Genomic DNA, 25060 nt, shown 5'->3' on the forward strand with positions numbered 1-25060 from the left:
AACTATTTTATGATAACGATTCTCAGATTCATTGACAGTTGATAATGGTTCTCATACAATGAAATAAAGCGTTTATACTATAGGTTAAGACAGGAAGCAGGCTATTTTTTTATGCACAATCCACTTCATCGTCGCTCTTCCAAAATCATCGGCCTGATCGCAGCGCTCGTACTGCTCGCTCTGGCTATGGCGGCCAGCGTCATGTTCGGCCTTAACTATTATTCATGGGATCGCGTTATCGCGTCCTATACGCAGTTCGACGGCTCCAACGAGCATATTATTATCCAGACGGCGCGCGTGCCCCGGGCATTTATCGCCGCCGCAGTCGGCGCAAGCCTCGCCGTAGCCGGTGCGCTGATGCAAGCCATTACCCGCAATCCGCTCGCATCGCCGAGTATTTTCGGCGTCAATGCCGGAGCGGCGTTTGCCATTGTTTTATCCGTTGCCCTGTTCGACGTTTCGGGCATGACCCGGTATACCTGGATCGCGTTTCTGGGGGCGGCCGTTAGCGCCGGGGGCGTCTACTTTCTCGGTTCGATCGGGCGCGACGGCCTGACCCCGATCAAGATTACGCTCGCCGGGTCGGCCGTCACCGCCTTCTTCGCGTCGCTGACCCAAGGCATCCTGCTCGGCAGCGGCAAAGCGTTCGATCAAGTGCTGTTCTGGCTCGTCGGCTCGGTGGCCGGACGGACAATGGAGATGCTTAACGCGGTTCTTCCTTATATGCTCGCGGCCTTGGTAGGAGCCCTGCTCCTCTCGCCGCAAATCAACGTGCTCGCCATGGGCGAGGACGTCGCCAAAGGGCTCGGCCAACGTACCCTGCTTGTCAAAGCCGCGGCGGCCGTCGTCATCGTACTGCTTGCCGGCGGCGCCGTATCCGTAGCGGGACCGGTCGTATTCGTCGGCATCATCGTGCCGCATATCGTCCGCTATCTGGTAGGCATCGACCACCGCTGGCTCATTCCTTACTGCGCCGTGCTCGGTGCGCTGCTGCTGGTTAGCGCCGACGTCGGGGCGCGGTTCATCGCCATGCCGAAGGAAGTTCCCGTCGGTGTCACGACCGCCCTGATTGGCGTCCCCTTCTTCGTGTATATCGCGCGCAAAGGAGGGCAGCTGTCATGAGCCGTCAATCCAGCCGGTACTTTGTCGTCCGCGGAAAAGCTTTCTCGTATCTTGTCAGCAAAAGAGCGCTGGCCGTCACGTTATTGCTGCTGTTTGTCGCGATTGCCGTCATGATTCTCAGCACCGGCATCGGCAGCGTCTACATTCCGCCGGGCGAAGTCGTCCGTTCGGTCTTCGGCTTCGGAGACGATTCCAGCGAGATGATCGTCCGCTCGCTTCGACTGCCGCGCATTCTGATGGCCGTGCTCATCGGAGCGTCGCTCGCGGTGGCCGGGGCCATTCTGCAAGGCGTCGTGCGCAACTCGCTGGCTTCGCCCGATACGGTCGGCATGACCGGGGGCGGAACGCTCGGGGCCGTCTCGTTCTTTTTCTTTTTCTCGGACAAAATTACGATTCATCTGCTGCCGGTATTCGCCATCGCCGGGGCCTTCATTGCTACGTTCGTCGTCTATGCCCTTTCGTGGAAAGGAGACGGCGTGACCCCGCTCCGGCTCGTGCTGATCGGCATCGGCTTCGCGGCGGCTATGAGCTCGATCTCGTATATGATGTTAATTTCCGGTCCCGTCGTTCTGGCGAACCAATCGCTTACGTTCATGACCGGAAGCATTTACGGCGTATCTTGGGAGAAGTCCGTCACGCCGCTGCTGCCTTGGTTTATTGTGCTGCTGCCGCTGATTATTATCTATTCGCGGCATGTCAACATCCAGGAGCTTGGCGAAGAAGTCGCCCGCAGTGTAGGCAGCGCCGTCCAGCGCCAGCGGTTCCTACTTCTGCTGCTCAGCGTTGCTTTGGGCGGAGCCGCCGTAGCGTTCGGTGGAGCGATCGGCTTCATCGGCTTGATGGCGCCGCATATGGCCCGCAAGCTCGTCGGCCCGGCCTTCGGCGCGCTGGTGCCGGTATCGGCGCTCATCGGAGCGATCGTGCTGCTGCTGTCCGACCTCGCCGGCCGGACGCTGTTTGCACCGCTCGATATTCCTGCCGGCGTATTCACCGCTTGCATCGGCGCGCCGTTCTTCGTCTATTTGCTGTACCGCAGCCGCAACCGTTAACTAGGTTAATAACCAGTCGATATCGATGCGAAGCCTTGAACACGGACACCATGTAAAACAGAGAAGCCCGGCCTATGCCAAGCGGAACGGGGAGTCGTCCTACACTGTCGACAACGTTCCGTCTGTGTCATGTCTGCTTATCGCCGGGCTCTGAGACCGAAGGAGAAGATTTTATGACTGCCATCCAATCGAACGACCTGTGCCTCTGTTATGGGGATACGTGCATTTTTCAAGAGCTGAACATCAAAATCCCAAAAGGAAAAATAACGGTGTTTATCGGCGGCAACGGCTGCGGCAAATCGACGCTGCTCCGCTCTCTGGCCCGGCTGCTCAAGCCGCAGAGCGGACAAGTGGTGCTCGACGGCAGCAACATTGCGACGATGTCCACCAAGGAAGTCGCCAGACGCATGGCGATTCTTCCGCAAGGCCCCGCGGCTCCGGAAGGCTTGACGGTACTGCAGCTAGTCAAGCAGGGCCGCTACCCGTATCAAAGCTGGCTCCAGCAGTGGTCCAAGGAAGACGAAGCCATGGTACAGCGCGCGCTTGAGTTGACGCATATGAAGCCGCTCGCCGAGCGTACGGTCGATTCCTTGTCCGGCGGCCAGCGGCAGCGGGCCTGGATCGCCATGACGCTGGCGCAAGGCACGCCGACGATCTTGCTTGACGAACCGACGACGTACCTCGATCTGGCGCACCAAATCGAAGTACTCGATCTGCTGTACGAGCTGAACGAAAGCGAGCAGCGCACCATCGTCATGGTGCTTCATGACATTAACCTTGCCTGTCGCTATGCACATAACATCGTAGCTATCAAAGACCGTAAAGTATGGGCCGAAGGACAGCCGCAGGATATCGTCAACGAAGACTTGATCCGCAGCGTGTTCGAGCTGGAATCACGAATCGTCGAGGACCCGCTGTTCGGCACGCCGATGGTTGTTCCTTTCGGCAGAGGCAAGCAGCCTCTGGCAGCCCAAGCGGCGACTCCGAAGCTCGCGGTTGCCGGGAAATAATAAAGATACCGAATAAGCGCCTCTCCTTTAAAGGAGTCAGGCGCTTTATTTTTCCGCGGTTAGGGAACACTAATTCGAAAATGGACTGGGAGGAATAGCCTTGCGCGCTTTTTCCTATTACGTGCATAACTATTGGCTGTCGGGGATATTGGTAGTCGGAGCGATATGGGCTGTTTTTTACGTTTATCGAAATTGGGACAAAATCATGATTAAAGGTAGCGGACGCAAGTAGCAGGTAAGGCTTCGCCGCACGCAAAAAAAACGGGGCAAAGGAACGTTTCCTTTACCCCGGTTCGCATTTACACGAGCGCTTTCTTCGCAATGTCCGTACGATTGTGCTTGCCTTGGAATCGAATGCGATCGGCATCCGCATACGCTTTGGCGCGGGCCTCGGCAATATCGCGGCCAAGCGCGGTCACGCCCAACACGCGGCCGCCGTTGGTCACAATTGCGCCGTCCTTGACGGCCGTTCCCGCGTGGAATACGATCGACTCTTGCACGTCCTCCAAGCCTTCGATCGGAAGTCCTTTCGGATACGAAGCCGGATAGCCTTCAGACGCCAAAATGACGCAAACGGCCGCTTCCTCGCTCCATTCAATCTCCATCTGATCCAGCCTTCCGTTGACCGCAGCAAGGAAAATATCCAGCAAATCGGTTTTCAGCCGCGGCAGCACGACCTGTGTCTCGGGGTCGCCGAAGCGGGCGTTAAACTCGATGGTCTTCGGTCCGTTCGGCGTCAGCATCAGGCCTGCGAACAGTACGCCGCGGAACGGCCGCCCTTCGGCGACCATCGCTTTGGCCGTCGGCTTAATGATCGTCTCGATCGACTCGTCGATCACGGCTTGCGGGATGTGCGGCAGCGGGCTGTAGGTGCCCATACCGCCGGTGTTTGGTCCCTTGTCGTTATCGTAGACGGCCTTATGGTCCTGTGCAGGCACCATCGGGCACACCGTTTCGCCGTCGACGAACGAGAGAATCGACATTTCCTGGCCGGTGAGGAATTCCTCGATCACGACTTGGTTGCCGGATTCGCCGAATACCTTGGCAACCATGATGTCGTGCAGCGCTTTTTCCGCTTCATCCAGCGTCTGCGCCACGACGACCCCTTTGCCTGCCGCGAGGCCGTCCGCTTTAATGACGATCGGCGCTTGCTGCCGGCGCAAATAAGCGACCGCGTCCTCGTACCGCTCGAACGACTCATAAGCGGCCGTCGGGATGTTATATTTTCTCAGCAGCTGCTTGGTGAATACTTTGCTGCCTTCGATAATCGCCGCATTTTGACGGGGTCCGAATACGGTCAGACCTTTCGCTTCCAAATGATCGACGATGCCTTCGGATAGCGGATCGTCCGGACCGATGACGACCAGATCGATCGTATGGTCGATCGCAAACTGCGCAATTTCCTCAAATTGGTTCACTTGAATCGCGACGCATTCGGCAACCGACGCGATGCCCCCGTTCCCCGGCGCACAGTACAGTTCCGTGACCTTGGGGCTTTTCTTCAGCGCCCAGCATATCGCATGCTCGCGGCCGCCGCCACCTACAACCAGTATCCGCACGTTGAGGCTCCTCCTATTCTTTGTTGACGATCAGCAGCTCGGTCTCTCCGCTTTCGATCTGAATCGTTTTGACGAGCAGCGAGATACGGTTCTCGTCATTCAGCGCCTGCCAGTAGGCATCCGCGATTAGCCAGATGTCGTCGCTGGCAATCGGTACAAGTGCCGGTTCGCCCTGGAACGAAGGCAGCGGGTTCCCGTCGCCGGCGTATGTGTGGATGCAGTGGCCGTAGCCCGGCAACGCCTTCTCGTACGTATACGTATGACGAAGGGTCTGATCCTCCGTGTTGCCACTCGATTTTAGGATCGACAGCTTATAGGCAAACTGTCCGTCGTTCACATCGATCAACCCGCTGATTCGCGGCGTAAAATTCGGCGCATCCGGCTCGTACGTCCGGGTGGCCAGCGCGGCTTCGAACGTGCTGCCGGAAAGCAGCGCCTCGTGAATCGTATCGGTCTGATCGCCGTTCGTGACGATATGCGCGCCGTTCGCGTGCTTTACCGGGTAGTAAATGATGAGCGACGGATCGGTGAGCTTCGCCGGGTCCTTCGCTTCGGTGCGGACAAATCCGTTGGCCTCTTGGATAAATACGCGATTGCGGCTGTTCTCGCTGCGCCCCATGATCCAGTACACCTGCACAAGTCGGGTGCCGTCCGGCGTCTGGCCGATCACGATGCCGCGGCCCGGGTACACATTTTGCCGCAAACTTTGAAAATATTGCTCCGCTTGCGCGGCTCTATTCGTCGACACTTGAGTATTCCTCCTCAGAGCATTTGTGAAAGCAATGCTCGCTTCGTAAGCATAAGCTTGGACAGTGCTGTGCAATGCCTGCTTCGTTTCTTAATGGTGGAACAAACGGACTCCCGAATAAGCCATCACCATGCCGTAATCGTTGGCCGCTTTCACGACTTCTTCGTCGCGCATCGAGCTGCCTGCCTGCACGACGTACTTGACGCCGCTGCGGCTGGCACGGTCCAGATTGTCGCGGAACGGCAGGAAGGCGTCGGAGCCGTAAGAAACGCCCCGCAGCTTGCTCAGCCATTCGCGTTTCTCTTCGCGCGTCAGACGTGCCGGCACTTGCTCGAAGCAAGCTTCCCAAGCCGCCTGCTCCACCGGCGTCAGCTCTTCTTCCAGCCACAGATCGATGGCGTTGTTTTGCTCCGCGCGGGAAAGCCCTTGACGGAAGGCCATGTTCAGCGCCGTCGGATGCTGGCGAAGGAACCAGCGGTCCGCTTTGTCACCCGCCAGACGGGTACAGTGAATGCGCGATTGCTGACCGGCGCCGATTCCGATCGTTTGGCCGTCCAGCGTGTAGCAGATCGAGTTGGATTGCGTATATTTCAGCGTAACGAGCGCAATGAGAAGATCGCGCTTCGCGTTCTCCGGAAGCTCTTTGTTGTTCGTCACGATGCGTTCCAGCGCCGTTTCGTCGATGACGGCATCGTTGCGCTCCTGCTGCAGCGTCATGCCGAGCAGCGTACGGGTTTCGACCGGATTCGGAACGAAATCCGGATCGATTTGGAGAATCAGGTAGCCGCCGTTTTTCTTGGCGCGGAGAATCTCCAGCGCTTCATCGGTATATCCCGGGGCCACGACCAAGTCGGACACCTCCCGCTTCAACAGCTGCGCCGTCGAGGCGTCCACAATATCGCTGAGCGCAGCGGCATCGCCGAATGAGGACATGCGGTCGGCGCCACGTGCCCGTGCATAAGCGGTCGCGAGCGGCGACAGCTCCAAGCCTTCCACGAAGTAAGCTTTCTTCAGCTCGGGCGTCAGCGGCGCAGCTACGGCTGCTCCGGCCGGGCTTACATGCTTGAACGAGGCGGCAGCAGGCAGCCCCGTTGCGCGGCGCAGCTCCCGTGCGAGCTGGAAGCCGTTAAAAGCGTCCAGCAGATTGATGAAGCCGGGATCACCGTTCACTACCTTAATCGGCAGCGTCCCTTCTCCGATCAGCTTCGCCTGCTTTTGATGCGGGTTCATTCCGTAACGGAGCTCCAATACTTCCGTTTGATTCGTCGTTTGGCTCATGGTGCGGTCCCGTCCTCCTTAGGTTTATTGGCAGCATCCTCCAAGCGGATGCTTCCCATGGCAATCGCCTGTATCACTTCGGGGTACAATCGGTGTTCGATGCGGTGGATTCGTTCGGAGACGGAAGCCTCCGTATCGCCAGGTTCAATGTCTAGGGCGTGCTGCGCCAAAATCGGTCCGCTGTCGAGGCCCCCGTCGACAAGATGAACGGTCACGCCGATCACCTTGACCCCGTGCCGCAGCGCCTGCCCTACGGCATCGAGACCCGGGAACGATGGCAGCAGCGAAGGGTGAATATTCAGCATGCGTCCCCAATACGCGTCTACCAGTACTTTGGTCACAATGCGCATATACCCTGCGAGAACGACAAGTTCGACTTGCTTTTGCTGTAACATTGTCAAAATTTCCCGCTCATACGTTTCGCGCGAATCGTAGTCCTTCGGACGAAACGTATGAACAGGCACGTCGATCTGCTTGGCCCGTTCGACTACCCCTGCATTCGGCCGGTCACAGACCAAAAGCTCGATGCGCGCATCGAGCCGGCCTGCTTTTGCCGCATCCGCTATCGCTTGGAAGTTGCTTCCGCTGCCCGAGGCGAAGACGGCAATACGCAACGGTTCGGTTCTCATACGACCGCCCCGGTAAATGTAACTATACGCTCCCCTGCCGTTACGCGGCCGAGTGTATAGGCTTTCTCACCATGCTGCGCGAATAGCTCGGCAGCCCGTGCAGCCTGCTCTTCCGCCACGATGACGACCATGCCGATCCCCATGTTGAACGTCCGGAACATATCGTTGTTGCTGATGCCGCCTTCCCGCTGCATCAATTGAAAAATCGGCAAAATCGGCCAGGAGCCGTAATCGATCTCAACGTTAACGCCTTCCGGCAGTACACGCGGAATGTTCTCCAGGAAGCCGCCTCCGGTAATGTGCGCCATTCCTTTAATCGATACCTCTTCGAGCACCGCCAGCACCGGCTTGACGTAAAGCTTCGTCGGTACGAGCAGCGTATCGCCCAGACGGCCGCCCAGCTCGTCGATCGTATCGTGCAAGCTGTAACCCTTGTCTTCCAGCAGCAGCTTCCGAACGAGCGAGAAGCCGTTGCTGTGGACGCCGCTCGATGCGAGCCCCAGAACCACATCGCCGGGACGAATCGTGGAGCCGTCGATAATTTTCTTCTTGTCGACGATGCCGACCGTAAAGCCCGCGATATCGTACTCACCTTCGCCGTACATCCCCGGCATTTCCGCGGTTTCGCCGCCGATCAGCGCACAGCCCGACTGCACGCAGCCGTCGCTGATACCTTTAACGATCGCTTCGATTTTTTCCGGAATGACCTTGTCGCAGGCAAGATAATCGAGGAAAAAGAGCGGTTCCGCGCCCTGCACGACAATATCGTTCACGCACATCGCCACGGCATCGATGCCGATGGTATCGTGCTTGTCCATCGCAAAAGCGATTTTCAGCTTCGTGCCGACACCGTCCGTGCCGGAAACGAGCACCGGCTCTTCGTACTTGTCTTTGTTCAGGCCGAACAGCGCGCCGAAGCCGCCGAGATCTGTCAGCACTTCCGGACGGAAGGTCGTCTTGACGTGCTTCTTCATGCGCTCTACCGCTTCGTTGCCGGCCGCGATATCGACACCGGCTTGTTTGTATGCATCGGACACTTGGATTGTTCCTCCCCAAAAGTGGTTGGCTGCGCTTGTTCCGGCTCCAGTTCGTGCTGTCTGCCTGCGGCCGCTCTTGAAAACGGGTTATCTTCATTGATATTCGCAGTGGAAATAACCCGTTTTCAAAGGCGGCACGTGGACTCTCCGGCAGACACACGAACCTCCGCCTAAGCGCTCCGTCAAAAAATTTTGCGCAGGAAAATCTGCGCTATCGTAAAAAGGCGGTCCGGGCAGCCCGGGACCGCCGGGTTAGGTCAAAAACATGCTTGCGGCGTTGCCGCCTAATCGCAGCCGCAGCCAAGAGCGGCTTCGTCGGGCACCGGCGTCGGATAGCGGTTGTCGAAGCAGGCCGTACACAGCCCGCGGTTGACTTCCACGTTCGGACGGCCAATAGCCGTGAGCAGTCCATCTTTGCTGAGAAAATGCAGCGAATCGGCGTTGATCGCCTCGCGGATCTCCTCCACCGATTTGACCGCGGCGATCAGCTCTTTGCGGCTCGGCGTGTCGATACCGTAGAAGCACGGGTTCGCAAACGGCGGCGAGCTGATCCGCACGTGCACTTCCTTCGCGCCTGCCTCGCGCAGCAGGTTGACGATGCGCAGCGAGGTTGTGCCGCGCACGATGGAGTCGTCGATCATGACGACGCGTTTGCCTTCGACGATACTGCGCACCGCCGACAGCTTCATCTTGACGCCCTGCTCGCGCAGCTCCTGACTCGGCTGGATGAACGTCCGGCCGGTGTAGCGGTTTTTGATCAGGCCGAGCTCATACGGAATGCCCGTTTGCTCCGCGTAGCCGATCGCGGCGGAAATGCTGGAATCCGGCACCCCGGTGACAATGTCGGCGTCGACGAACGCTTCGATCGCCAGCTGGCGTCCCATCCGCTTGCGCGCGGAATGGATGTTCGTCTCGTCGATGTCGCTGTCCGGCCGGGCAAAATAAATGTATTCCATCGCGCAGATCGCACGCTGCTTGATCGGCGAGAACCGGTCTTCCGTCACCGCGCCGGTTTTGAAGTCCAGCACCAGCAGCTCGCCCGGCTCGACGTCGCGGTAATACTTGCCGCCGACCGTGTCGAACGCACAGGATTCGGAAGCAAACAGCCACGCGTTGCCAAGACGGCCGATCACAAAAGGCCTCAAGCCGTGCGGGTCCCGCGCGACGATCAGCTTGTCCTTCGTCAAAAACATAAACGCATACGCGCCCTCCACCCGGAGCAGCGTCTCCTTCACGGCGGAGACGATATCGTTCTGCTTCGACCGGGCGATCAAGTGCGCTACGACTTCCGTATCGCTGGTCGTTTGGAAAATCGACCCTTCTTTTTCCAGCTGCTCCTTAATTTGCGGCGCATTGGTCAAGTTGCCGTTCGTAGCAATCGCCAGATCGCCGCCACGGTATTTGAACACGAGCGGCTGCGCATTGGCCAGCTTGCTTTCGCCTGACGTCGAATAACGCACATGTCCGATCGAAGCGCTCCCGGTCATGGGGGCGAGGTTGTCGTTGTTGAACACTTCCTTCACAAGCCCCATGCCGCGATGATAATGAAACGACTCGCCGTTCGCTACGCAGATGCCCGCGCTTTCCTGCCCGCGGTGCTGCAGCGCATGGAGGCCGTAGTACGAGAGCGAAGCGGCTTCGGAATGCCCGAATACGCCGAAAACTCCGCACTCTTCCCCCAGCTTGTCCATAAAGCTGTCTTGGCCGGTATGGCCTTCGTTATAGTAGCGTCCGGTCCAGAGCGGCGTAGCCTCTCCGGATGCCGAACGAACGATTTTCGCTGCCTCTTGTCCCTGTCCGCCGATCAGCTGTTCATCAGACATGGAATCGCATCCTTCCAAACCTTTTCTAGTTCCGTCACAGATGCATCAATAACCGGTTTTCCATTGACTTGAAGCTGCAGCGAGCTGCCGCCGACCGTACCTAGCGTTTGCACCGGCACGCCGCGCTCTATCAGAAGCTTTTGCAGCGCTTCGGCTTTGTCCGGAGCGGCACTAAGCAGAAGGCGGGATTGGCTCTCGCTGAACAGCGCGATATCCGGGCGCAGCTCCGAAGCGAAGTTCGCTTTCGCACCGAGACGGCCGCTCATGCAGCTCTCGGCCAGCGCGACGGCCAGTCCGCCTTCGGACAGATCGTGCGCGGATGCGACAAGCCCTTGCTGAATCGCCGACAGCACGGCATCCAGCAGCGCTTTTTCCACGTCCAAATCGATTTGCGGCGGACGGCCTTCCGTGACGCCGTGTACGACATATTGGAACTCGCTGCCGCCCAGCTCCGCCTTCGTCTCGCCCAGCAGCAGGATCACGTCGCCTTCACGCTTAAAGCCCTGCGTCGTAATATGGTCGGTGTCATGCACCAAGCCGACCATCCCGACGACCGGCGTCGGATAAATCGCGCCTTTGGCGTTCTCGTTGTACAAGCTGACGTTGCCACCAATGACCGGCGTATTCAGCTTGCGGCAAGCTTCGGCCATGCCGTCGACCGATTTCTCCAGCTGCCAGAAAATTTCCGGCTTCTCCGGGCTGCCGAAGTTCAGGTTGTCCGTAATCGCCAGCGGCTCCGCGCCGGAGCAGACGTTGTTGCGCGCTGCTTCCGCAACGGCGATGCGGCCGCCGACTTCCGGATCGAGATATACAAAGCGTCCGTTGCAATCCGTGGACATGGACAGCGCCTTGCGGGAGCCGCGGATCGTTACGACTGCCGCGTCGGAACCCGGCTGAACCGCCGTGCTGGTACGTACCATATAATCGTATTGGTTATAAATCCATTCTTTGTTCGCTACCGTAGGGGAAGCCAGCACCTGCTTGAGCGCGCCGTTCAAATCCGTCACTTCCGGGTAACGAAGCGTATCGATCTTGCCGTTCTCTTCATAATAAGCCGGTACCGCGGAAGGCTTGTGATACATCGGGCAATCGTCTACGAGCGCTTTGACCGGCATGTCGCCGACCAGTTCGCCTTTATGATACAGCTTCAGGTTGCCGTCGTCGGTCACTTTGCCCACCTTCGCGCAGTGCAGCCCCCAACGCTCGAAAATCGCTTTCGCCTGAGCCTCATGCTCCGGCTTCACGACGAACAGCATCCGCTCCTGCGACTCCGACAGCATCATTTCGTAAGGCGTCATGCCTTCCTCGCGCTGCGGCACCTCGTCCAGATACAGCTCCATGCCGTTGCCGGCCTTGCTCGCCATCTCCGAGCTGGAGCAGGTCAAGCCTGCGGCACCCATATCCTGAATGCCGATGACGATGCCGGAGTTGATCAGCTCCAGGCACGCTTCCAGCACGAGCTTCTCCATGAACGGATCGCCGACCTGAACTGCGGAACGCTTCGCTTCGGACTCCGCCGTCAAATCTTCGGAAGCGAACGTCGCGCCGTGAATGCCGTCGCGTCCCGTCGCCGGTCCGACGTAGAAGACCGGGTTGCCAACACCTTTGGCGACGCCCTTTTGGATCTTGTCGTGATCGATCAGACCGACGCACATCGCATTGACGAGCGGGTTGCCTTCATAGCTCTCGTCGAACATGACTTCGCCGCCGACCGTCGGGATGCCGATACAGTTCCCGTACCCGGCAATACCCGAAACGACGTGTTCGAACAAATATTTGACGCGCTCATTGGTAAGACGACCGAAGCGCAAGCTGTTCAATACCGCCACCGGTCTTGCGCCCATCGAGAAAATGTCGCGGATAATGCCGCCGACTCCCGTCGCCGCGCCTTGGTATGGCTCGACCGCCGAAGGGTGGTTATGGCTTTCGATTTTGAACACAACCGCTTGGTTGTCACCGATATCAACGATGCCCGCGCCTTCGCCCGGTCCCATCAGGACGCGGGGTCCGCTTGTCGGGAATTTGCGGAGAACCGCTTTCGAATTTTTATAGGAACAGTGCTCGGACCACATGACGCTGAATACGCCGATCTCGACGTAGTTCGGCTTCCGGCCCAAAAACCCGCAAATTTTGTCATATTCCGCATCCGATACGCCGAACTGCTTATAAATCTGCTGCTCGGCAATTTGCTCTGCCGTTGGTTCCTTAGCCGATAGCTGCTGCGCCATGCTTCTCCCTCCAGGTGCTCAAAATCGATGTAAACATCTTCCGTCCGTCCGCCGAGCCGAGCAGTTCGTGTACCGCCCGCTCCGGATGCGGCATCATGCCCAGCACGTTGCCCGCCCGGTTGCAAATGCCGGCAATATCGTCGACCGAGCCGTTCGGATTGTTGCCCGCTTCGTAACGGAACACGATCTGGTTATTCGCTTTCAGCTCCGCCAGCGTCGCCTCGTCACAATAATAGTTGCCTTCGCCGTGGGCGATCGGAATGTTGATCAGCTCGCCCTTCGCATAGTCCGAAGTAAACGGCGTGTTCGTATTTTCTACCTGCAGCATCGCTGCGTGGCAGCGGAATTTGAGCGACCGGTTACGCAGCATCCCCCCTGGCAGCAGACCTGATTCCAGCAAAATCTGGAATCCATTGCAAATGCCCAGGATGTATTTTCCTTCCTCCGCCGCTTTCACCAAAGCGCTCATCACCGGAGCAAAACGGGCAATCGCGCCGCAGCGCAGGTAGTCGCCGTACGAGAAGCCGCCGGGAATAAGAATGCAATCATATTTCGATAAGTCCGTTTCCGTATGCCATACGTAATCCACTGGCTGTCCGATCGTATCCTCTACCGCCTTGTAGCAGTCGATATCGCAGTTGGAGCCGGGGAATACCAACACCGCGAAATTCATCACGCGCGCCTCCTTTTGATTAACCCTGTACCAGCTCGAAACGGTAATCCTCGATTACGGTGTTCGCGAGCAGCTTCTCGCACATCGCTTTCAACCGTTCTTCCGCCGCAGCCCGGTCGTTTGTGTTCAGTTCCACTTCCAAATATTTACCGATTCTCACCTTCTCCACTTCATCGAAGCCCATCGAGTGGAGCGCGCCCTGTACGGCGGTTCCTTGCACATCCAGAACGCTTTGCTTAATCGTTACGTATACCGTTGCTTTGAACATTAGGAAAAGTACCTCCCACATTAAGTTAATCATTTTGGGCCTATCCTGAAGTGCATTATCCGCGGAGCGGCGGCTTACCGCCCCGGCAAGCCAGCTTACCCTTGCACCAAACGGTTATAGATATCGCGGTAACGCCGGGAAGTCTCCTCCACCACATGGGGTGGCAGCGGGTCCGGCTCGCTGTTTTTGTCCCAATCGGTGCCGGACAAATAGGTCCGGACCGGTTCTTTGTCCATGCCGTCGATCTCGATGTCGAGCTCGTACTTGCTTTTGTCCCAGAAGCGGGAGGAATCCGGCGTAAAAATTTCGTCAATCAAGATGATTTCGCCGTCAATAAGACCGAATTCGAACTTCGTATCCGCCAAAATAATGCCGCGCGCCTCGCAAAATTCCCGTGCAAACTCGTACAGCCGAATGCTAATCTCTTGAAGCTGCTGTGTCAGCTCCGCGCCGACCAGCTCGGTCATCCGCTCGATCGTGATGTCTTCGTCGTGGCCGACGTCGTTCTTCGCGGCAGGCGTGAAAATCGGCTGCGGAAACCGCTCGTTCTTGCGCATGCCCGCCGGCAGCTTGTGCCCGTTCACTTCGCCGGTTTTCTGGTACTGCCGCCAACCGCCGCCGGTAATATAGCCGCGCACGACGCATTCGATGTCGATCCGCTGCGCCTTTTTCGTGACCATGAACCGGTCCTTCATGATCTCGCGGTCCGTGACCAGCTCCCCGAGCCGGTCCACGTCGGCATGCACCAGATGATTCGGCTGGATGCCTACCGTCTGCTCGAACCAGAAGCGGCTGAGCGAATTCAGCACGTTGCCTTTATCCGATACCGCCGGGCTCAGCACCCAGTCGAACGCGGAGATGCGGTCGGTGACCGCGATCAGGTAGTGCTCGCCGAGATCGTACAGCTCCCGGACCTTGCCTTTGTAGAGCAGCGGCGCCTTCACATAAGGCTCGGCGCTCGAAATGGCCGTTGTCGTCGTTCCACTCATCGCTTCGTCAGGCCTCCCCCGTTTAGATCAGCTCAAGCCGAGACGCTTGAAAATCGTATCAACATGCTTCAAATGCCAGCTCGGATTGAACGCGTCCTCGATCTCTTCCAGGCTCAGATGCTCCCGGATCGCCGGCGTGTTCTCGATAATGTCGCGGAACGAGCGCTGCTCTTCCCAAGCCTGCATCGCGCGCGGCTGCACCGTGTCGTACGCTTGCTCGCGGCTGAAGCCTTTGTCGATCAGCTTCGTCATGACGCGGCCGGAGAACGGTACGCCGTACGTGCTCTGCATGTTGCGCTTCATGTTTTCCGGGAACACCGTCAGGTTCTTCACGATGTTGCCCAGGCGGTTCAGCATATAGTTGAGCAGGATCGTCGCATCCGGCAAAATGATCCGCTCGACCGAGGAGTGCGAGATATCGCGCTCATGCCACAGCGTCACGTTCTCGTAAGCGGAAACCATGTGGCCGCGGATGACCCGCGCCAGTCCGGAAATGCTTTCGCAGCCGATCGGATTGCGCTTGTGCGGCATCGCAGACGAACCTTTTTGCCCCTTGGCGAACGGCTCCTCCACCTCGCGGAATTCGCTCTTTTGCAGTCCGCGGATTTCTGTTGCGAATTTATCAAGCGAGGTCGCGATCAGCGCCAGCGTCGCCATGTACTCCGCGTGACGGTCGCGCTGCAGTGTCTGTGTGGAGATCGGCGCCGGCTTCGTGCCGAGCTTGCCGCACACAAATTCCTCGACGAACGGATCGATGTTCGCGTACGTGCCGACCGCGCCGGAAATTTTGCCGAACTGCACGCCGTCCGCCGCAAAGCGGAAACGGTCCAGGTTGCGCTTCATTTCCTCGTACCACAGCGCCATTTTCAGCCCAAACGTCGTCGGCTCGGCATGCACGCCGTGCGTCCGTCCCATCATCGGCGTATCTTTGTAAGCGACCGCCTTGTCCTTCAAAATCTCAATGAAGTTGAGCAGGTCCTTTTCCAAAATCGTGTTGGCCTGCTTCAGCAAGTAACCGAGCGCGGTATCGACCACGTCCGTAGAAGTCAAGCCGTAGTGCACCCATTTCCGCTCCGGTCCGACCGTCTCGGATACCGCACGCGTGAAGGCGATCACATCGTGGCGCGTCTCCTGCTCGATTTCGTAGATGCGGTCGATGTTGAAGCCCGCGTTTTTGCGCAACTCGACGACGTCTTCCTTCGGGATTACGCCCAGCTCCGCCCACGCTTCGCAGGAAAGAATCTCGACTTCGAGCCATGCCTTAAATTTGTTTTCTTCCGTCCAAATGCCGCCCATCTCAGGTCTCGTATAACGTTCGATCATGGTTTCTCCATCCTCCGCTTTTATCCGGTTAACAATACTCAATCCGAACCGTTCTTATTTATATAGCGTCCCATATTTTTGAAGCCTCTATCCAGCGAAAAGCCGCCTCATGCGACGTCGCGAGCAGATTCACATGGCCCATCTTGCGGCCGGCTTTGGCCTCCTGCTTCCCGTACAAATGCACCTTCGCCGTCACGCCCGGCACCTGCTCCGCTTCCGGCTTGGCGATCCAGTCCAGCAGCGGCTGCACATGCTCGCCCAGCACATTGACCATGACGACCGGCGTCATCAGCCCCGGGTCTCCAAGCGGCAGGTTCACGATCGCCCGCACATGCTGCTCGAACTGCGAAGTCCGGCACGCCTCCATCGTATAGTGGCCGGAGTTATGCGGACGCGGCGCCAATTCGTTGACGAATAGCTCTCCATCCGCGGTAAGGAACAGCTCGACGGCGATAAGGCCGATCACATCCAGCTCCTCGGCAATCCGCAGCGCCATCCGCTCCGCTTCCCGCTGCACCTCTTCCGGTACTCTCGCCGGTACGACGGACAAGTGCAGAATGTTGTTCACATGCACATTCTCCGCAGCGGGAAAAGCTTTAACCTCTCCGCGCGGGCTGCGGGCCGCAATGACCGACAGCTCCTTCGTGAAATGCACGAACTGCTCCAGCACCAGTTCCGTCCGGGCCCGGCTTAGCGTATCGTACGCCTCCTGCACTTCGTCCAGCGAGCGGATGACCCACTGCCCTTTGCCGTCGTACCCGCCCGTCGCCGTCTTCAGCACGCACGGCGTACCAAAGCGGCGGACCGCTTCGCGCAGTTCTTCCACGCTGCCGATTTCGGCATACGGCGCGACCTTGACGCCTGCGGCTTCAATCGCCCGCTTCTCGCGCAGCCGATGCTGTGTCGTGTACAGCAGCTTGCTGCCTTGCGGCACGTACGATTCGGCCATCAGCAGCTTGGTGACATCGGCGTCCACGTTCTCGAACTCGTACGTGATGACGTCGGCCAGCTCCGCAAGCTGCCGGGCGGCATCGACATCATGATAAGGCGCGACGATTTGCCGGTCGGCCACTTGGCCGCAAGGCGAATCCGGTGTCGGGTCCAGCGTCACGAACCGATACCCCATGCCGCTTCCCGCCAGAGCCATCATTCGCCCGAGCTGTCCCCCTCCAAGCACGCCGATCGCAGCGCCGGGGGGCAATACTTTCGATGGGTCGTACGTTCGGTTTTGTTCGGTCTGCCGCGTCATTCCAGCACGCTCTTTTCGATAACGGTTTGCGCGATCTTTTCGCGGCGTTCCGCGACTTTGCGCTGCAGCGCCGGATCGAAGGCTCCGAGCATTTGAGCGGCCAGCAGCCCTGCATTTGTCGCACCGGCATTGCCGATCGCCACGGTGCCGACCGGAATACCGCCCGGCATCTGGACGATGGACAGCAGCGAATCAAGGCCGTTCAGCGTCGATGACTTCACCGGCACGCCGATCACCGGCAGTACCGTCTTCGCCGCCACCATACCCGGCAAATGCGCCGCGCCGCCGGCTCCCGCAATAATGACCTTCAATCCGCGGTCCGCCGCCGATGCCGCATACTCGAACATCAGGTCGGGCGTCCGGTGAGCGGAGACGACTTTCTTTTCATAAGGCACTTCGAGCTCGTCCAGCACGTCGCAAGCATGCTTCATCGTTTCCCAGTCGGACTGGCTGCCCATAATGACTCCAACAAGAACAGACATTGGTAACCTCCGTGTCGGTCGCATCGATGTTTGACCCTATATTATAGAAGCAAAAAAAACAAAACGCCCATTGGATAGTACTGACAAGCGCAGTCTATCGGCAGGACGACAAGAATACTCCACAAGCGCAAGCTAAGGTCTGGCATGCTTATGCCGACCCCTGAAACTTCGCTCACTCGTAGTCCAAAAATTTAAGGTTTTCGGGTAGAAACTTTCGGGCCATATTCCCGACTTTATACGAGACTATTCGATTTTTTAAGGCTTTCATCCTCTTTAGTTTAACAGTCTTTAACACCGCATGTCAACTCTAAAAGACGAACATTATTTTGTTCAAAACAGAAATAGTTCGCATTTTCACTCAAGAATGCGTACGGCTTATCCTTGCTCCAAAATGTTCTTTTTTATGCGAATCAGCTCGTTCAGGCCGTCTTCCACTTCTTCTTTCGACAAGTTGCCCTGCTCCAGCGCCGCCGAATCCAAGCCCAGCCATCGTTCGTACATCCGAATGCCGAGTCCGAGCTGTTCGAGCCGCTCCTCCGTTTCCTGCGATCGCTCCAATTCGTCCAACATATGGAAAATCGCATCCTCCGCCCGACCGTATCGGCCGCCAGCTTCATAATAAGGAATAAGCACCTTCAGCAAGCTTGCAGACATAGGAGCCCGTCCAACCAAGGCAAGCGCGGACTCGATCCGATCTGCAAATTCCTCGCGCAGCTCTTCGCGCGCATCCAGCTCTCTGGCCGTCAGCAGAAGCTCCAGCGATTTGGACCCCGCCGCCCTAGCGGCCGCATCTTCTCCGGAGTCCGCGTACAAAGCCGCCTGGGCGTTGAGCATGTCCCCGCATACAAGCACTTTCCCTTGATCGACTTCACCGTCTTTGGACAGCAGAGCAAGCAGATCCTTGACCGACAGCGCATGGATCAGCTTCGAGCCGACGCCGAGCAGGTGCCGCATCGCCTGGTTCAGCAGTTCCATCGCTTCCCGCAGCTGCTGGTTCTGCCGAAGAAACATCACTTTATGCAGCACTTCCGCCGCCTGTTCGATCATCCGTAAAATATAATCCCGCTTATACATGGCGCTGCTCCTCTCTCGGGACCAAGACCGTCCTAAATTAGCTGATGCCCCCGAACACTCTTTTATTGTACCGCATTCCTACCCGGGAGGAAAAAGCTTCTGCTTTTTCCGGCAGCTACTGGATGATTTTATGTATTGATAACGGTAACAAGCCTGTGGTAAATTCTAAAAGCCGAATCGCACAGCAAATTTTGTGTACGTACGGGGGACGCAATACATGGGGTGAATGCCGCAGAACCGTGAGGTTCGAAGGCTAGGGAGCATACCTCTTCCCGAACCCGACAACTAACCTCGGAGGCTAACAGGAGGGAAAATAGAATATGAAATTCGGTTTAAAAAGCGTGCTTCTTGCATGCCTGTTCACACTGCCCGCGATACTGCCCGTCTGCGCTCCGGCTGCCTATGCCGATGAACCGGTGCGTCTGTCGGAGGATATCAAGCTTCAGGTGAACGACAAGCTGGTGCAGTTTCCGGATGCCCAGCCTTTTGTGGATGAGAATCACAAGCTTCAAGTTCCGGCGCGCGTCGTCGCGGACAAACTAGGCTACCAGGTCAATTGGGAGCCTGCCGGTTCCGAAATCAAAGTTACAATCAAGGACAATAAAAATACGCTTTCGCTGCAGACCGGCAATAAGTCGGTGACGGTTAACGGGCAGCATGAGAAAATCGAAAGCGCCGCGGAACTCGTCGACGGTCGCGTCTACGTGCCGGTCCGGCTGATCTCGGATTCGTTCGACATCCAGACGCAATGGGACAACCAGAACCGCATCGCGATACTCGGCGCCGACGGCAGCTATCACGCTCCCGCTTGGTATCGCCCAAGCCCAGCCGTTCAGACCGCTTCCCAAGCGCCCGCACCGGCTTACAGCAAAATGATCGAAGTCAAAGCGACAGCTTACACCGCTTCTCCTGGAGAGAACGGCGGATATGGTGGGGTCGATTATATGGGCAACTCTTTGAGTCTTGGAACGATCGCCGTAGATCCTTCGGTCATTCCGCTCGGTTCCAAGGTATTGATCAAAGGCTACTCCTATATGGGCCTGCCCGCTAACGGCTTGTATGCCACAGCGACAGATATCGGAGGCGCGATAAAAGGTAACAGGATCGACATCTTCCTTCCGGAAAACCGCGCTCAAGCCAAGCTCTTCGGTATGCAGAATGTGCAGGTTTACGTACTTAATCCATAATCAAGCTTGATTCTCATCCAAACGAAAAAGCAGTCGTCTCCCTTTAAAACGGGACGGCTGCTTTTTTCAATACATATACTCGGGGGAATAGTTGTTATCCAGGCTGTTCAACCAACCCAGCGTCATCAAGCCGCCAAGAATCTCACGGTTCCGCCCGTCCACCAGCAGCACGGTCAGGCCGTTGCGCGCTGCCGAGACGGCGGCCGCCACGCCTTCCGGATCGGTGCCGGTCACAATGACATCGTAGGCCTCTTTCATTTCGGAGACAGAGCTTACATGCAGCAGCGGCTTCATTTCGCCCGGCTTAGCGGTACTCTTGTGGCTAACGTACGACCATAGGCAGCCTCCGGCGATGAGAGCCAGCAGCAGGCCCAATCCTATCGCTATTCGAAAGCCGGTTTTTGTCCGATTCACCATCTCTAAGCCCACACTCCGTTTCGGCTTAATCTATTCACGTTGTATTGGACGCGCTGAATCGGCGGTTTGTTCCATAAAACCGTATTTTTTACAAAACCGAAGAAGTTCGATGCGCCATCCCATCCAGCGAGGCCGGTTCGCCGAATCCAAGCTTACGATAGTAACGCAGCAGCCGGCTTTTCTGTATAATAGAGTCAACGAACAAGCCGGAAGGAGGCATTATCTTATGGGGATATACGATAAAGATCCGTTCGTGAGAAGCATGGAGCTGTTGCGGGAGAACGTGCCGTCTTTCGCCAAATATCCGTTTCACCTCCCGGCTTTGCGCCAGTTGACCACCTTGCGCTTCCATCCCAAGGTCACCTACATCATCGGCGAGAACGGCATGGGCAAGTCCACGCTGCTCGAAGCCATCGCCGTTGCCTGGGGCTTCAATCCTGAAGGCGGCAGCTTGAACTTCAATTTCGCGACGCACGAATCCCACTCGGAGCTGCACCGGCATATCCGTTTGGTGCGCGGGATCGGCAAGCCGAGGGACGGCTTCTTCTTCCGGGCGGAAACCTACTACAACTTGGCGACCAATATCGATCAGTTGGATAGCGAGCCATTAGGCGGAGGTCGAATCATCGACTTCTACGGGGGCAAGTCACTGCACGAGCAGTCGCACGGCGAATCGTTTTTTGCGGCTTTCCTTCACCGATTCGGAGGCAATGGACTGTATATTCTGGACGAGCCGGAGGCGGCGTTGTCTCCCTTGAAACAAATGTCCATGCTCGCCCGCATCCACGCGCTGGTCAAAAAGAACTCACAGTTCATTATCTCGACGCATTCGCCCATTCTGATGGGCTATCCGGACGCGCTCGCTTATTATTTGACGCCGGATGGAATCGAGCACATAAATGTGGAAGAAACTGATCATTATATCATTATGAAGCAATTTCTGCATAACCGCGAACGCATGCTTAAGGAGCTTTTTGCCGACGAGGAGTAACGCAAAAAGAACAGGCCCGGCTCGTTCCGGTGCGCTGTTCTTCGTTTTTTCATTATTCAGGCTGCTAGACTAAACGGAACCTTCGTTCTTCTGCACGTCGAAGCGTTCCTCGCGGCGGTCAATCGGCCCTGGGCTTCCGGCAACCGGCGGATCGATCTGTACCGCCTGGTCGGTCGTCCGCGTCTGGTGCAGGTCGGTAGCCCCGGCCGCATGAGTGCCCAGATCCTCCAGTTCGGCGTTGCCAGTATTATCATTCACTTGGCTCATTCGAATTCCCTCCTTATCGTGAACTACCTGTAGTTTGCAGTTCCCATTGACATTTCATACCTGGAATGCGGTGTTCTTCGGCCGGAGGAAGAAAAAAACCGGCGACGCCCGAAGGCAATCGCCGGTTTCCTGAAACTTATTTTGCGAGATTTTGCAGCAGGCTTTGTCCCAATTGAACTTCTTTGTTGAACTCGTCTTGATATTCGTTGACGATATCCGTGCTGAAGCCTTTGGACTCCAGCTCACTTCTTACGTTGTCGATAATGGCGTTGAATTGGGCTGATTTTTCGTTAAACTTATTTTCTCCCTGCTGGTAAAGCCTTGCTCTTTCCTTGGAGTTTTTCGCCATCTTGGCTTGAATGGCGATCCCCATCAATTCCTGCTTGCTTTCATTGCGGAGATGGATGAGCTGTTGAGTCGCGTTTTTCGTGATTTCCTTGTACTCTTTATCCTTGTTGCCATTTCCGTTACCGTTACCGTTACCATTGCCGTTTCCATTTCCGTTTCCATTCCCATTGCCGTTACCGTTGCCATTTCCATTGCCGTTGCCGTTGCCGTTGCCGTTGCCGTTACCGTTTCCATTGCCGTTACCGTTGCCATTGCCTTTCCCATTGCCCTTACCGTTTTCCTTATCTTGCTTTTCTTTTTCTTGCTTCTCTTTTTCTTGCTTCTCTTTCTCCTGTTTTTCCTTCTCTTGCTTTTCTTTTTCCTGTTTTTCCTTCTCTAACCGTTCTTTCTCTTGCTTTTCTTTCTCTAACCGTTCCTTCGCCTGCTTCTCTTGCTCCTGCTTTTCCTTCTCCAGTCTTTCCTTTTCTTGCTTTTCCTTCTCCTTATCTTTCTTTGGCGGTTTTGGAGTGCCCCAGTTGCCAAAATTCGTCTCGAACCATTTGTCCAGATTGAACTGTTCTCCGAGGAACACGTTCAGATTGACCACGGTAGGTCCGTTGAAGTTAACTAGTGGCGACTGGTTCTCGAACGTAAGCGACGCCGCTTCGGCTTTCGGCGCAGACAGTACCGGTGTCGTCAAAGCTGCCGCGATCACGACCGCAAGAAACTTCGACAAGGTTTTCCTTTTGTTCATAGCTTTCTCTCCTTTAGTTTTACAAAGTTATGCAGAGCTCATTTTTTCTCCTGAAGAGACTCCTCGTAGCTTTTGCCCTTGCTTAAACCGTATTTCGAAGCAATCGCAATCAGCTCGTCGTACTCCTCTTCCGAAAGCTTTTCCAGGATCATGGCCTTGGCCTTCCTTTTTTCCTCCAAAGAAACGCCTTTATCAAACATATTTTGTAATTGTTTTAAATCATTTCCATTTAGTTTTTTAAGCAGTACGGTTGAGATTTTGACTTGCTCGGACAGCGAAATTTGATCCTGCACTTCCTTCGCCTTGCCTGCGGATATTTCCGCCTTATAGCCTGTGCTGCCCGACTTCGGGTCTGATGGCTTGCCGGCTGCCTGCGGAACCGTGGCCGGGGCCTGCGCCGACGTCTGAGTCTGCTCCGCTTTCCTCGACGGTGCCGGGGAATCGCCCGGCGCACGGACGGCATCCTGCCCGGAGGCAGGCTTCGAGGCTTGTGCCGGCTTCTGCTGCGGTACCGGAGGCTGCTCGGAGGCCGGAGCCTGATGCGCCGGTTCCGTCCGCTTCTCCGGATCGTTCACCGGACGGCTTTTCGCCGGCGCTTCTTCCGCCAGACTTGCAAGAGCCGCCATCATCCGTTCCTGCACCATATGAAGCGCCCAATACCCGCCGGCAAGCAGTAGCAATACAACCACCGTCCCGACTACTAAAACCTTTTTCATTCTCGCCTTCATGGAACCTCCCCTCTTCGTAGCGTACTGTTCCGTCTAATTTTGCGGAACATCGCCAGGCATAGGATGAGAACCACTAAACCAAGGAATCCGCCGATTGAATCCAATACAATATCCTGCATTGCGCTGGTACGCTCCACACTTCTCGCTTGATTCCACTCATCCGCCGAAGCTATGCCAATCACATAAATGATCGCAAGCAATATCTTGAAGCCAAGCTTCCATCGGGCTTGAATCAACGCGAACAAAGCACAAACTGCCAGCATCGCGTACATGAACAAATGCGCACCTTTTCGAAACAAAAACTCGACAAATTCAAACGGCTGTTTCTTGGCTACAATCGTAGAATGATGATAGTGAATGGTCATTTCAGGTACGACGCTAAGCATCCCCTCCTTCGTGAACCATTTATGTAAAATTGGCTGTATACTCTGCTCATGGAAAGACTGGGAAGAGAAGTGAAAAATAAGCAGCGTCCACAGCAACACAGGAACTAGGGAAAGGAGCTTAGTAATTGACCGGATGGGATTCACTCCTAGCCGTCAATACTGCCGGCCTGCCAACCGAATGGTAAACAAAGCCGTGTTCGTACATTTCCTGGAGCGAGAAGCAGTTGCGCCCGTCGATCATGAACGGATATTTCAGCAGCTTACGAACGGAAGCCAGATCCATGCCCGCAATTTCATCCCACTCGGTTAAAATCAGGCAGACGTCGCAATCCGTCACCGCCGCCTCGACGCTGTCGCAATAGGTCACCTCGGCAGGCAGCAGCGCCCGGGCGTTCGGAATGGCGATCGGATCGTACGCTTGCACGATAGCGCCTTTTTTCACCAGCTCGTCGATAATGACAAGCGACGGAGCGCAGCGCATATCGTCCGTATTCGGTTTAAAAGCAAGCCCGAGCACCGCAATCCGCCTTCCGGCATAGTCGCCGAACAAATCCTGCAGCTTCTTCAGCATCACGTACGGCTGTGCCTCGTTGGTCGAGATGACGGATTTCAGCAGCGTAAAATCATACCCGGCCTGATCGGCCATATGGGCGAGCGCAAACGTATCCTTCGGAAAGCAGGAGCCGCCGTAGCCGATACCGGCCTGCAAAAATTTCCCGCCGATCCGGCTGTCCATCCCCATGCCTTCCGACACTTGAGTTACATCGGCTCCGACCCGCTCGCACAGATTGGCGATGGCGTTGATAAACGAAATTTTCGTAGCCAGAAAGGCGTTCGCCGCATATTTGATCATTTCCGCACTTTGCAGGTCCGTAATGAAAATTTTCGTCTGCAGCGGTTCGTGCAGCTTCGCAATGACCTTGGCCGCCTTGTCGCTCGTCGCCCCGATTACCGCCCGATCCATGTTCATGCAATCCGCAATCGCCGAGCCTTCGCGCAGAAATTCAGGGTTAGACACGACGTCAAAATGAACGCGTTCATTGGCCCTATTGTTGGCGACGATCGTCCGGACAAGCTCCCCCGTACCGACCGGCACCGTACTTTTGTTGACGATAATTTTGTACGTGTTCAAGTGCTTGCCGATCGTTTTGGCCACTTCCTTCACATAGCGCATATCCGCTTCGCCGTTCTCCGCCATAGGCGTGCCGACCGCAATATAAATGATGTCGGAATCTTCGATGGCTTCGCCGATTTCGGAGGTGAAGAAGAGACGGTTTTCCGCCACGTTCTTCGCGACAAGCTCCTTTAAGCCCGGCTCGTAGATCGGAATCTCTCCGTTTTGCAGCATGGCGATTTTATCCTTGTTCACATCGCAGCAGATGATGCGGTTGCCCATTTCGGCAAAGCATGTTCCCGACACCAGACCGACATATCCCGTACCAATCACTGTTATATTGTGCAT

At 56.5% G+C, this 25060-nt stretch carries 25 protein-coding genes and 2 riboswitches; of the genes, 5 read left to right on the plus strand and 20 right to left on the minus strand.

Annotated features, from left to right (window positions below; all coding sequences use genetic code 11):
• Window positions 1–111 precede the first annotated feature (111 nt).
• The 3 genes from ET33_RS23120 to ET33_RS23130 all read left to right on the plus strand — a co-directional run bounded on the left by ET33_RS23120 (window position 112) and on the right by ET33_RS23130 (window position 3181).
• Window positions 112–1122, plus strand: coding sequence for a FecCD family ABC transporter permease (locus ET33_RS23120; RefSeq protein ID WP_036687403.1), 1011 nt, complete (start codon window positions 112–114; stop codon window positions 1120–1122).
• Window positions 1119–2171 (plus strand): FecCD family ABC transporter permease, encoded by a 1053-nt coding sequence (locus ET33_RS23125; RefSeq protein WP_036687406.1) that lies wholly within the window; start codon window positions 1119–1121, stop codon window positions 2169–2171. Before ET33_RS23120 ends, ET33_RS23125 begins: the two co-directional genes overlap by 4 nt.
• 173 nt (window positions 2172–2344) lie before the next feature.
• On the plus strand, window positions 2345–3181 hold the full coding sequence (locus ET33_RS23130; RefSeq protein ID WP_036687410.1) for an ABC transporter ATP-binding protein: 837 nt from the start codon (window positions 2345–2347) through the stop codon (window positions 3179–3181).
• Between the two features lie 299 nt (window positions 3182–3480).
• Here the strand turns inward: ET33_RS23130 and purD are convergent, their stop codons facing one another.
• The 14 genes from purD to ET33_RS23200 form a co-directional block, all read right to left on the minus strand.
• Window positions 3481–4740, minus strand: a complete 1260-nt coding sequence (gene purD, locus ET33_RS23135) for a phosphoribosylamine--glycine ligase (protein WP_036687412.1) — start codon at window positions 4738–4740, stop codon at window positions 3481–3483.
• A gap of 13 nt (window positions 4741–4753) precedes the next feature.
• Complete coding sequence (locus ET33_RS23140) at window positions 4754–5488, minus strand: IMP cyclohydrolase (RefSeq protein WP_036687414.1); 735 nt, start codon at window positions 5486–5488, stop codon at window positions 4754–4756.
• A 90-nt stretch (window positions 5489–5578) separates the two neighbouring features.
• Window positions 5579–6766 (minus strand): phosphoribosylaminoimidazolecarboxamide formyltransferase, encoded by a 1188-nt coding sequence (locus ET33_RS23145; RefSeq protein ID WP_036687416.1) that lies wholly within the window; start codon window positions 6764–6766, stop codon window positions 5579–5581.
• Window positions 6763–7395: a phosphoribosylglycinamide formyltransferase gene (gene purN / locus ET33_RS23150; RefSeq protein ID WP_036687419.1), complete on the minus strand. Its 633-nt coding sequence runs from the start codon at window positions 7393–7395 to the stop codon at window positions 6763–6765. Before purN ends, ET33_RS23145 begins: the two co-directional genes overlap by 4 nt.
• Entirely contained in the window at window positions 7392–8432 is a 1041-nt protein-coding gene (gene purM, locus ET33_RS23155; protein ID WP_036687421.1) for a phosphoribosylformylglycinamidine cyclo-ligase, read from the minus strand. The genes purN and purM overlap by 4 nt, the downstream gene beginning before the upstream one ends.
• Before the next feature lie 284 nt (window positions 8433–8716).
• On the minus strand, window positions 8717–10255 hold the full coding sequence (purF, locus tag ET33_RS23160) for an amidophosphoribosyltransferase (RefSeq protein WP_036687423.1): 1539 nt from the start codon (window positions 10253–10255) through the stop codon (window positions 8717–8719).
• On the minus strand, window positions 10237–12483 hold the full coding sequence (purL, locus tag ET33_RS23165; protein ID WP_036687426.1) for a phosphoribosylformylglycinamidine synthase subunit PurL: 2247 nt from the start codon (window positions 12481–12483) through the stop codon (window positions 10237–10239). Before purL ends, purF begins: the two co-directional genes overlap by 19 nt.
• On the minus strand, window positions 12461–13156 hold the full coding sequence (gene purQ, locus ET33_RS23170; RefSeq protein WP_036687428.1) for a phosphoribosylformylglycinamidine synthase subunit PurQ: 696 nt from the start codon (window positions 13154–13156) through the stop codon (window positions 12461–12463). Before purQ ends, purL begins: the two co-directional genes overlap by 23 nt.
• A gap of 19 nt (window positions 13157–13175) precedes the next feature.
• Window positions 13176–13424, minus strand: a complete 249-nt coding sequence (gene purS, locus ET33_RS23175) for a phosphoribosylformylglycinamidine synthase subunit PurS (RefSeq protein WP_025845489.1) — start codon at window positions 13422–13424, stop codon at window positions 13176–13178.
• Window positions 13425–13519: 95 nt separating this feature from the next.
• Complete coding sequence (locus tag ET33_RS23180) at window positions 13520–14413, minus strand: phosphoribosylaminoimidazolesuccinocarboxamide synthase (RefSeq protein WP_036687431.1); 894 nt, start codon at window positions 14411–14413, stop codon at window positions 13520–13522.
• A 27-nt stretch (window positions 14414–14440) separates the two neighbouring features.
• Window positions 14441–15736, minus strand: a complete 1296-nt coding sequence (gene purB / locus ET33_RS23185; protein ID WP_036687434.1) for an adenylosuccinate lyase — start codon at window positions 15734–15736, stop codon at window positions 14441–14443.
• Window positions 15737–15794: 58 nt separating this feature from the next.
• The gene (gene purK / locus ET33_RS23190) at window positions 15795–16985 is read right to left on the minus strand and encodes a 5-(carboxyamino)imidazole ribonucleotide synthase (protein WP_036687436.1); all 1191 of its coding nucleotides are present in this window, start codon (window positions 16983–16985) and stop codon (window positions 15795–15797) included.
• Complete coding sequence (purE, locus tag ET33_RS23195; protein ID WP_036687439.1) at window positions 16982–17467, minus strand: 5-(carboxyamino)imidazole ribonucleotide mutase; 486 nt, start codon at window positions 17465–17467, stop codon at window positions 16982–16984. The genes purK and purE overlap by 4 nt, the downstream gene beginning before the upstream one ends.
• 159 nt (window positions 17468–17626) lie before the next feature.
• Window positions 17627–17728, minus strand: a riboswitch (purine riboswitch).
• 114 nt (window positions 17729–17842) lie between these two features.
• The gene (locus ET33_RS23200) at window positions 17843–18541 is read right to left on the minus strand and encodes a DUF6483 family protein (RefSeq protein WP_036687442.1); all 699 of its coding nucleotides are present in this window, start codon (window positions 18539–18541) and stop codon (window positions 17843–17845) included.
• Between the two features lie 160 nt (window positions 18542–18701).
• Window positions 18702–18856, plus strand: a riboswitch (cyclic di-AMP (ydaO/yuaA leader).
• A gap of 5 nt (window positions 18857–18861) precedes the next feature.
• Here ET33_RS23200 and ET33_RS23205 point away from each other — a divergent pair.
• Complete coding sequence (locus tag ET33_RS23205) at window positions 18862–19728, plus strand: stalk domain-containing protein (RefSeq protein WP_036687445.1); 867 nt, start codon at window positions 18862–18864, stop codon at window positions 19726–19728.
• A gap of 66 nt (window positions 19729–19794) precedes the next feature.
• Here ET33_RS23205 and ET33_RS23210 read toward each other — a convergent pair whose 3' ends face one another.
• Window positions 19795–20145 (minus strand): FAD-dependent oxidoreductase, encoded by a 351-nt coding sequence (locus ET33_RS23210; protein WP_036687448.1) that lies wholly within the window; start codon window positions 20143–20145, stop codon window positions 19795–19797.
• 226 nt (window positions 20146–20371) lie between these two features.
• Here ET33_RS23210 and ET33_RS23215 point away from each other — a divergent pair, with 226 nt between their 5' ends.
• Window positions 20372–21136, plus strand: coding sequence for an AAA family ATPase (locus ET33_RS23215; RefSeq protein ID WP_036687451.1), 765 nt, complete (start codon window positions 20372–20374; stop codon window positions 21134–21136).
• Between the two features lie 69 nt (window positions 21137–21205).
• Here ET33_RS23215 and ET33_RS39315 read toward each other — a convergent pair whose 3' ends face one another.
• From ET33_RS39315 to tuaD, 5 genes are all read right to left on the minus strand, one after another.
• On the minus strand, window positions 21206–21403 hold the full coding sequence (locus ET33_RS39315) for a hypothetical protein (protein ID WP_036687453.1): 198 nt from the start codon (window positions 21401–21403) through the stop codon (window positions 21206–21208).
• A 136-nt stretch (window positions 21404–21539) separates the two neighbouring features.
• Entirely contained in the window at window positions 21540–22484 is a 945-nt protein-coding gene (locus ET33_RS39320; RefSeq protein WP_051775549.1) for a hypothetical protein, read from the minus strand.
• 38 nt (window positions 22485–22522) lie between these two features.
• Window positions 22523–23212 (minus strand): hypothetical protein, encoded by a 690-nt coding sequence (locus ET33_RS23230; RefSeq protein WP_036687455.1) that lies wholly within the window; start codon window positions 23210–23212, stop codon window positions 22523–22525.
• The gene (locus ET33_RS23235; RefSeq protein ID WP_081890450.1) at window positions 23209–23742 is read right to left on the minus strand and encodes a VanZ family protein; all 534 of its coding nucleotides are present in this window, start codon (window positions 23740–23742) and stop codon (window positions 23209–23211) included. Before ET33_RS23235 ends, ET33_RS23230 begins: the two co-directional genes overlap by 4 nt.
• Entirely contained in the window at window positions 23717–25060 is a 1344-nt protein-coding gene (gene tuaD / locus ET33_RS23240; RefSeq protein ID WP_036687458.1) for a UDP-glucose 6-dehydrogenase TuaD, read from the minus strand. Before tuaD ends, ET33_RS23235 begins: the two co-directional genes overlap by 26 nt.

The organism is Paenibacillus tyrphae (assembly GCF_000722545.1).
In the GTDB taxonomy this organism is placed as follows: domain Bacteria; phylum Bacillota; class Bacilli; order Paenibacillales; family NBRC-103111; genus Paenibacillus_G; species Paenibacillus_G tyrfis.